10 protein-coding genes and 1 pseudogene are annotated in these 7,845 nt (G+C 34.3%); 1 reads left to right on the top strand and 10 read right to left on the bottom strand.

Features of this window, described 5'->3' with window-relative positions; translation table 11 throughout:
* Window positions 1-436, top strand: a 436-nt coding sequence (istB, locus tag E3U55_RS16820) for an IS21-like element helper ATPase IstB (protein WP_134341645.1), incomplete at its 5' end; no start/stop codon positions are given.
* A gap of 108 nt (window positions 437-544) precedes the next feature.
* Here the strand turns inward: istB and E3U55_RS16815 are convergent.
* From E3U55_RS16815 to E3U55_RS16770, 10 genes and pseudogenes are all read right to left on the bottom strand, one after another.
* Complete coding sequence (locus E3U55_RS16815; protein WP_134341644.1) at window positions 545-1,087, bottom strand: hypothetical protein; 543 nt, start codon at window positions 1,085-1,087, stop codon at window positions 545-547.
* Window positions 1,088-1,624: 537 nt separating this feature from the next.
* On the bottom strand, window positions 1,625-2,971 hold the full coding sequence (locus tag E3U55_RS16810; RefSeq protein ID WP_134341643.1) for a dihydrolipoyl dehydrogenase family protein: 1,347 nt from the start codon (window positions 2,969-2,971) through the stop codon (window positions 1,625-1,627).
* A 103-nt stretch (window positions 2,972-3,074) separates the two neighbouring features.
* A complete protein-coding gene (gene merA, locus E3U55_RS16805; RefSeq protein ID WP_134341642.1) occupies window positions 3,075-4,715 on the bottom strand; it encodes a mercury(II) reductase in 1,641 nt (546 codons plus the stop codon).
* 30 nt (window positions 4,716-4,745) lie between these two features.
* Window positions 4,746-4,898: pseudogene (locus tag E3U55_RS17915) on the bottom strand (heavy-metal-associated domain-containing protein); the annotation flags it as partial.
* Window positions 4,899-4,913: 15 nt separating this feature from the next.
* Window positions 4,914-5,219: a hypothetical protein gene (locus tag E3U55_RS16795; protein WP_134341640.1), complete on the bottom strand. Its 306-nt coding sequence runs from the start codon at window positions 5,217-5,219 to the stop codon at window positions 4,914-4,916.
* Between the two features lie 19 nt (window positions 5,220-5,238).
* On the bottom strand, window positions 5,239-5,469 hold the full coding sequence (gene merF / locus E3U55_RS16790) for a mercury resistance system transport protein MerF (protein WP_134341639.1): 231 nt from the start codon (window positions 5,467-5,469) through the stop codon (window positions 5,239-5,241).
* 13 nt (window positions 5,470-5,482) lie between these two features.
* Window positions 5,483-5,878: an Hg(II)-responsive transcriptional regulator gene (merR, locus tag E3U55_RS16785; protein ID WP_134341638.1), complete on the bottom strand. Its 396-nt coding sequence runs from the start codon at window positions 5,876-5,878 to the stop codon at window positions 5,483-5,485.
* A gap of 113 nt (window positions 5,879-5,991) precedes the next feature.
* Window positions 5,992-6,273: a hypothetical protein gene (locus E3U55_RS16780; protein ID WP_134341637.1), complete on the bottom strand. Its 282-nt coding sequence runs from the start codon at window positions 6,271-6,273 to the stop codon at window positions 5,992-5,994.
* Between the two features lie 97 nt (window positions 6,274-6,370).
* A complete protein-coding gene (locus E3U55_RS16775; RefSeq protein ID WP_134341636.1) occupies window positions 6,371-6,769 on the bottom strand; it encodes a hypothetical protein in 399 nt (132 codons plus the stop codon).
* A 74-nt stretch (window positions 6,770-6,843) separates the two neighbouring features.
* A complete protein-coding gene (locus E3U55_RS16770; RefSeq protein WP_134341635.1) occupies window positions 6,844-7,575 on the bottom strand; it encodes a class I SAM-dependent methyltransferase in 732 nt (243 codons plus the stop codon).
* Window positions 7,576-7,845: the final 270 nt, after the last annotated feature.

Here is a 7,845-nt window from a genome sequence, read left to right as displayed (position 1 = left end):
TCTGGGGCCAAGTGGAGTTGGTAAAACACATTTGGCGACATCGATTGGAATAGCTGCAGCTAAGAATCGTAACAGTACTTATTTCATTAAATGTCATGAACTCATTCAGCACCTAAAAAAAGCACGGGCCGAGAACAGATTGGAAGCTCGCTTAAAACATTACAGGAAATATAAACTATTAATTATTGATGAGATAGGGTACCTTCCTATTGATCAAGAAGATGCCAAACTCTTCTTCCAGCTTATTGATATGAGGTACGAGAAGAAAAGCACTATCCTGACCACCAATGTTAATTTCAAACAGTGGGATGAGGTCTTTCAAGATTCAAAACTCGCTAATGCCATTTTAGATCGAGTTTTACACCACGCTACAGTGGTAAATATCATAGGTGATTCTTACAGAATCAAAGATCATTTAGATAAAGAAAATGATTAAAATTGTACATTCTTAAACAGTCAAAACTGTACATTATTAACTTGACATTTATAAATAAGAACTACACTTTTATTTTTAAAGATTTACTTCAATCCCAATCTCGTATGCTTATTGCAATTCTTCAAATGGATAGAAGACTTCTTTTCCATTCTTTAAAATGACACTAAATTGTTCTGCTTTAAAACTGCCGCTATCTTGATTTGGCAACATTGGTAAATACCAATAGTATGATTGAATGTTATAACTAACATTAAAGTTCTCGTATTGGAATTTTACGCGATCAATCTCTTTAGGATTGACATAGCCAAAATAATATCCACCATTATCAAAAGACATAATCCCAATATAATCGATTCTCATCGCTTCACTATTTTTAAAGTTAAGCCCGTTAATAATTGGGCTATGACTATTAGTTATTTTCCACCCTAAAAGTCCTTTTTTTAAAACCCTTCCTTCTATGTATTTACCTGTATCATAAATAACGAATACACCATTATGTGATTCAATCTTTTCAAGGATTTTAATAGCTTCTTGGTTCTGATTATTAATAACTTTCTCAATGGATGAATTTTGGTAAAATTCTATGGACCAAACCGATGTTATTACCAAAAATGTAACCAAAAGAATTAAATATATTCTTTTCTTATTCAAAACACTCTCCCCTCCCCTTCAAGTGCCTGCAGCATAGTATACTCTTACTCCAACTATTGCGCCCTTAACTTTTAAATACAACTTTTCACAAATTTCCCCCTATATTATTTTGCAATTTCGCTTCTAATGCTTAGAGGTTGAGCCTGCTTTCCATATTGTTAATGCAATTGCAATAGTTGACAAACTCCACAAGAAGATCTCACATTGTCCTGTAATAATGGAAATAATCAAGAACAACAAGGGCTACCTATTAAAATAATTAGTGAAATTTTTTGATAACGATTCATGTAAAGACCCCCAGCAACAAAATTATAGAGATTATATTTTTTTATTATAAGTTCACTTTTCAACTATTGCCCCCATTACTTTAAGTACATTTTTTCACAAAGTTAGTACAAAAAATTGTTTTAACTAATGCATAGGAACAATTAATTTGAAATACTAAAAAACCAGATCAATTCACTGAACTGATCTGGTTCGCAAGATTCACAATCACAACCGATACTGCCAAGGTTTATCCTGTATTCAATCTTAATATTACAACATGTGAACAATATCCGAAGCTGTTGTAGGATAAGCAAATAACATTTTCTTTAATTCTTTAGTTGTAATTTTAAATCTTATTGCTGTCGCAAAGTGATTAATTAGTTCATCTGCCACGTCACTTATTAAATGAGCGCCAACGATTTGATCGTTATCTTCATCAATTAACAATTTGTAAGCAGCAATACCTTCATTGGTTCGTTTGTGAGTAAACCAATCAGTAGTTTTTTTATAGTTAACCTTGATGTTTCTTCCTGATTCTTTAATTTCTTCTTCCCTCATGCCAACGGATGCCAACTTTGGTACAGTGAAGACGACGGATGGAATTTCTGGATAGTCAATCTTCTTATTATTTCCTTTTAGAACGTTGGATGCTACTATATGTGATTCTGTGCTTGCAACTGGCGTGAGTGGGAGCCCTTCTGTCGATACCACATCGCCTGCTGCATAAACGTTTGGATTACTGGTACTTTGCAAGTATTCATTAACTTTCACCCCATCTTTATCCCTGTTAATGTTCCCTTGCTCAAGATCCATATCTAGTGCAGGGACTCTTCCAGCACCATGAACAACTAAATCAGCTTCTAATGTGACCATTTTTTCACCGTTAGAGGAAACAACATTATATGTTCCTTGTTTTTCTTCAATCGATTCAACCGAATGTTCCAGGTGTACTTGAATTCCAATCTTTTTCGATCTTTCCAAAAGCATATCTACAAGATTTGGATCAAAATTTTCTAATGGTTTTTGACCTCTATGAATGATATGAACCTCAGAACCCGCCCTTGCTGCAATATGGGCAAATTCAAATGAAACATACCCTCCACCTACAAAGATAATTCGCTTAGGTAACTCGTTTAATTCTAAAAATTCATTGCTATAAGTTAAGTGCTTTTCCCCTTTAATATTTAAATGGGATGGCATGGAACCACTAGCAATAAGAATATGTTTACCCTTAAGCACTTCACCGTTTATATTAAGCTCACTCTCACTAAGAAAGGAAGCCTTTCCGTGATACGTATCGATTCCTTGCTTATTCAGTGCGTGTTCTTTTTTCTCTGGTATATCATCGGTGAAAGTCCGTTTAAAACGCATAAGTTCTTCCCAATTGATTGAAACGTTTGATTGCACACCATTTACTCGCATGCGATCAGTCCAATCGATAAGCTCTGCTGCACCTACCAAAACTTTTTTTGGGTCACATCCACGAAGAGCACACGTTCCTCCAAAAGGATTCTGATCAATCACAGCTACACTCCATCCAGCGTTATTACATTTTGTTGTTGCAACTGAACCAGCAGCCCCTGAGCCAATCACAATTAAATCGTATGTTTTTGTCATTTATAATCCTCCTCCAGTCCATCAGTCTGTACTTAATAGATTCCTTATAAACATATAAATAAAACATTGTTTAAGTCCCACTGCTACATGAGAGGATTAGATATTACCCTGCACAACAAGATAGTTTTGACACATCTTTATCAAATGTCAAGGCAGCTAATTTCAAACCTTCCGCCATTGTTAAATATGGTGCAAGGCTTTCTTTTAAATCTTCTATCGTTAAACCGAATTTAACAGCGAGTGTCGCTGCATATATTACTTCTCCTGCATTTTCAGAAACGATATGGACCCCTAACACTTTTAATGTTTTCGAATCAGCAACAAGTTTAAACACTCCTGTTGTTTCACGGTTTACTATCGCTCTTGGAACGGCATCTAAAGGCAATACAGAAGTTTTTACTTCATAACCTTTTTCTTTAGCTTGTTCTTCTGTTAAACCAACCGTTGCAATAGAAGGATTTGTAAAAGTTACGCCAGGAACAACGGATAAATCTATTTTTTTATTTAACCCACCTATCGCATTATCGGCAACAATTCCGCCTTCATAGGCTGCTACATAAACAAATTGAGGTCCTAATGTTACATCACCTGCTGCATAAATCTTTTCATTACTTGTCCTAGCGTAATCATTTATCAGAATTTCTTTTCGTTTTCCAACTTCAACCCCTGCGGCACTTAAATTTAAAGAAGCTGTATTTGGTTTTCTTCCTGTTGCAACAAGTAGCTGCTCTGATTCCACTACTTTTTTCTTTCCATCTACTGTTACATGAACCTTTTTGATTTGCCCCTCTTGTTCTACACGCTCAAAAGTTGCCCCTTTTACAAGGTTAATACCTTGTTCAATTAACGCTTTTTCTATTGCTTCTGAAATTTCTGGATCATATTCTTTTAAAAGTCGCTCACTTCTTTGCATAAGCGTGACTTCTGAACCTAAATTATGAAACAATTGTCCAAGTTCCATTCCGATATATCCTGAACCAATAACCGTTAATCTCTTTGGCACCTTTTTCAATTCAAGGAGTGTTGTACATGTGAGATAATCCACTTCTCCAAGTCCTGATATCGGCGGTAAAGAAGGAGAAGCACCCGTTGCAATTAAGAAACGCTTGGCAGAGAATTTCTCTCCATTGACTTCAACTGTATTTTCATCAACAAATTTTGCTTCACCTTTAATTAAATCAAAGCCATATTCATCTATTAATTCAATATATTTTTGATTCCGAAGTTCACTCACTAATTCATTTTTCTGCTTGATTAAAGGTGCTAATTCCACTTCTCCAGCAGATGTTTGCAAACCCGTAAATGAATTAACTTTTGCTAAATGATTGATTTCTCCAGCTCGTAGTAGGGTTTTTGATGGCACACAACCAATATTGACACAAGTTCCTCCAACCGTTTGTCGCTCAATCATGGCTACTTTGGCGCCATAATCAACTGATTTAATCGCAGCTGAAAAAGCAGCCCCACCAGAACCAATGATAATTAGATCATAATCGCCTTCATTATCTAAGACCACATTTTCTTTTAATGAAACTTCTTCAATTTCTCCAGGCTCGTATTTTGCTTCATCAATTGCCTTTTTGGCTCTTTCAACCCCAACATCATCGGGCAATTCAAATACAGCTTCACCGCGACGAAAACTAGCTTCAATATTTCTGGCACCTATATTTTCAAGTGCTACTGCCACATGCTCTTCACAACCCGTACAAGTCATTCCTTGAATATTTACCCTAAATTTATTCATGTACTCATCCTCCTATTATCTTAATTTTTCCTACTTTCTTATCTCGTACCCTAAATCAGTAAATACTTTTTTAATTTCTTTTAAGCTAATCTTGGATGAATCAAATGCAAGTTTAGTTTTTCCAGAGCCTTCAACTTCTACATCTTGAACACCCTCTAAATTGGAAACGGTGGACCTCACCGTAAACGCGCAAGATGTTCAAGTAAAACCATCTATTTTGAAAGAAGCAGATTCTAAATTTTCCGATGTAACTTCACTTGTTTTGGGGCTAACTTCAATTGTTTCCTGCCACAACCAGTTTCGCCCATAAACTAAATAAAATGAATAAGCTAATAAAACTAGAGTTAGACTTATTAACATTGTTTGATATTTCGTTGCATAAATAGCTAATTCCCCAGCAAAACTTGTTAACCCAAGAGGAATTAAAACTAAGGGTCCTAAACAACATCCTGCCATCACAAAACCAGAAAATAGTGTGGCTAATTGCGAAGTTATCTCTTTCATGGCTAATCACTTACCTTAATCAAGAACAGCATGAATCATTTTTGGAATCAGGTTTATTCAACTTGCTATATGAATAAAAAATTAAACCGAGAAAAAACGCTAAAACAGGAATTAAAGCATAATCTATATAACCTGTAATTGCTCCTAATCCAATAACACCTAATAAAATAACTAATATAGGGGTAGCACAACATAACAGAATAATAAATGCTCCTATTAATCCTACGATAAATGTCTTTTTATGCTTCATTTCACATTTCCTTTCACTCAATTAATGTTTCAATTATCGGGCAGTTGTGTAACTGTTTTTCATCTGGACAGCGCCTTTTTAGGTCATTTAGCATCGTTTCAATTCGCTTTAAATCCTTTATTTGCTTTTGAACTTCTTCTTCTTTTTTAGATACAAATTCAAACATATCCTCGCAGCGAACTTCGTCTTTATCTACAACCCCAAGTAATTTATAAATTTCGCTTAAAGAAAAACCAAGCTCTTGCATTCGTTTAATAAACTCTACACGCTTTACATCATCATCTGAATATATCCGATAACCAGCTTTTGTTTTTAATGGTTCTTGTAATAAATTCTTTTTTTCATAATACCTAATCGTTTCTTTATTTACCCCACATTTATCAGCAAATGCACTAATTCGATAACTCATTTATTTCACCCCTATAACAATAATAAACCGTGTACCATAGTACACGGTCAAGTATATTAATAATCTTATTTCTTAAACTAACCTGCCCCGTTTGTTGAAGCAGCGGCATTTAGTTAATTATCATATACAATTTCAAATACTAATTCTTGATTAAACGGTTCTTGTATAAACCTAATTGCTTCTGACCAATTTCCATCGTTTGCATTTATGGAACAATGGAAGATTTCTTTGGGCATTATGGAGTTACCGATAATTTCAAAAGAATCTACCCCAAGTATGTTTAATTTTAGTTCTTTACATTTGTTTACAACATCAATTGCATCTGATAGTTGGAAAAGATAAATACCTTCCCGAACGATAGCCCTATTACTGAATTCCTTTTCAATTAAGTCCAACTATTTCACCTTCTTTTAGGTTTTATAATTTTGATGAAATTCTCGTTTGAATTCAAAAATCCTTCTTCAACTATTGCCCCATATAGTTGAAGAACATTTAGTCTCGGCTCAACGCCCTTACTGAAAGGGTACCTGATAATATATTTATATCAACGTTTATTTCAGGTAAGCCTAACATTTCAATATAAAATGGAGTCCCTACACCAAACCATACAACCCATTTAATAATGGGTATGAATCCAATAATTATTAATAAAATAGCTGGTGCTTTCAACCAGTTAACACGTATATTACCGATTAGAATATTTTTAAAGCCTTTCCATTCTATTAAGACTCCGAATAAATATCCCCACAGACTCATTTTAAATAAAACGAGATATAGATTATCAACGTTATTAAGATGTCGATTTACTACCCAAAATGTATCATTCATAAGATAAAGCAAACCAACCATACCTACCAAAATAAAAATGTAGTAAATAACCTTTTTATACAACGTATCACCCCTATATACATTTTTCCTCAATTCCTTCTTTAACTCTTCTGCCATATTATTTTTATGTTCAGCTACTACTTCGTACAAGAAAAAGCCAATACGACTGGCATTCTTTGTCTTCTTGCAAACTCTTCATCATTGCTAAAATGTTCACGTTTAGGTGTCCCTTCACGTAAATCAACTACTGTAAATCCAGATTTAGTAAGAACTTTAAAGTAATTTTCTATTGTTCGATGATATTTTATTACTGTTTGTTCAATCCAAGGTTCTTTTCTTTCTCCTTCGAGAAAATAGTCATCAACTATCCAGTTCCCACGCTTATCTCCTGTTTGTTTGCTTATAAAAGATGAAGTAGTGAGGGGGTGTTGTACACTGAAGACAAACTTACCATTATCTTTTAAAGTTTTATGCACATTTTGAAACAGTAAATAAATATCTGAAACATAGTGTATTGCAAAACGAGAAGTTATAATTTCAAATTTGTTCGCTGGGTAACTGTATGATTCCATTGTCTCGTGATGTATTTTCCCGTTTTTACCATTAAGGTTAAGCTTTGCAGATACAACCATTTGTTCAGAGCCTTCTATTCCAGTGTAAAACGCTGCACCTTGATTTAGTAAATCTTTTCCAAACGAGGCATCACCACAACCTAAGTCTAAAATGCTTTTAGTTTGAAAATCACCTATGAGTTCATAAACAATAGGACTTTCTATTGCATTGTTGGGACTATCCTTTCTACCCCTTCTTTTCAAATAGTTATTTAAGAAATCTTCTTGGTCATATACGCTTGCTCCCCTATATTCCATATATAATTCCCCCTTTCATATTCTCCTTCAATAAAGTATTACCGATTTAAATGCTCTTGATCTTCTAGTTCAATGTTAACATAATATTCCAATAGTTTATCAGACAAAATAAAAAAGCGACCAAATTGTAGATCGCCTTGTTCAACTCTCTCGGTTAGAATCAATTTTCTTTCAAATACTCACTTATTCGCAGGATTTCAAGCCACTTGTCTGAACATATTGTTGAATGAAGTGGTTTACGACCGTTTCGACGAGTTTCAAGCATACTTA

This window comes from Filobacillus milosensis, assembly GCF_004402015.1.
Classification (GTDB): Bacteria; Bacillota; Bacilli; order Bacillales; family Alkalibacillaceae; genus Filobacillus; species Filobacillus milosensis.
This window is presented reverse-complemented; position numbering and strand designations above follow the sequence as displayed.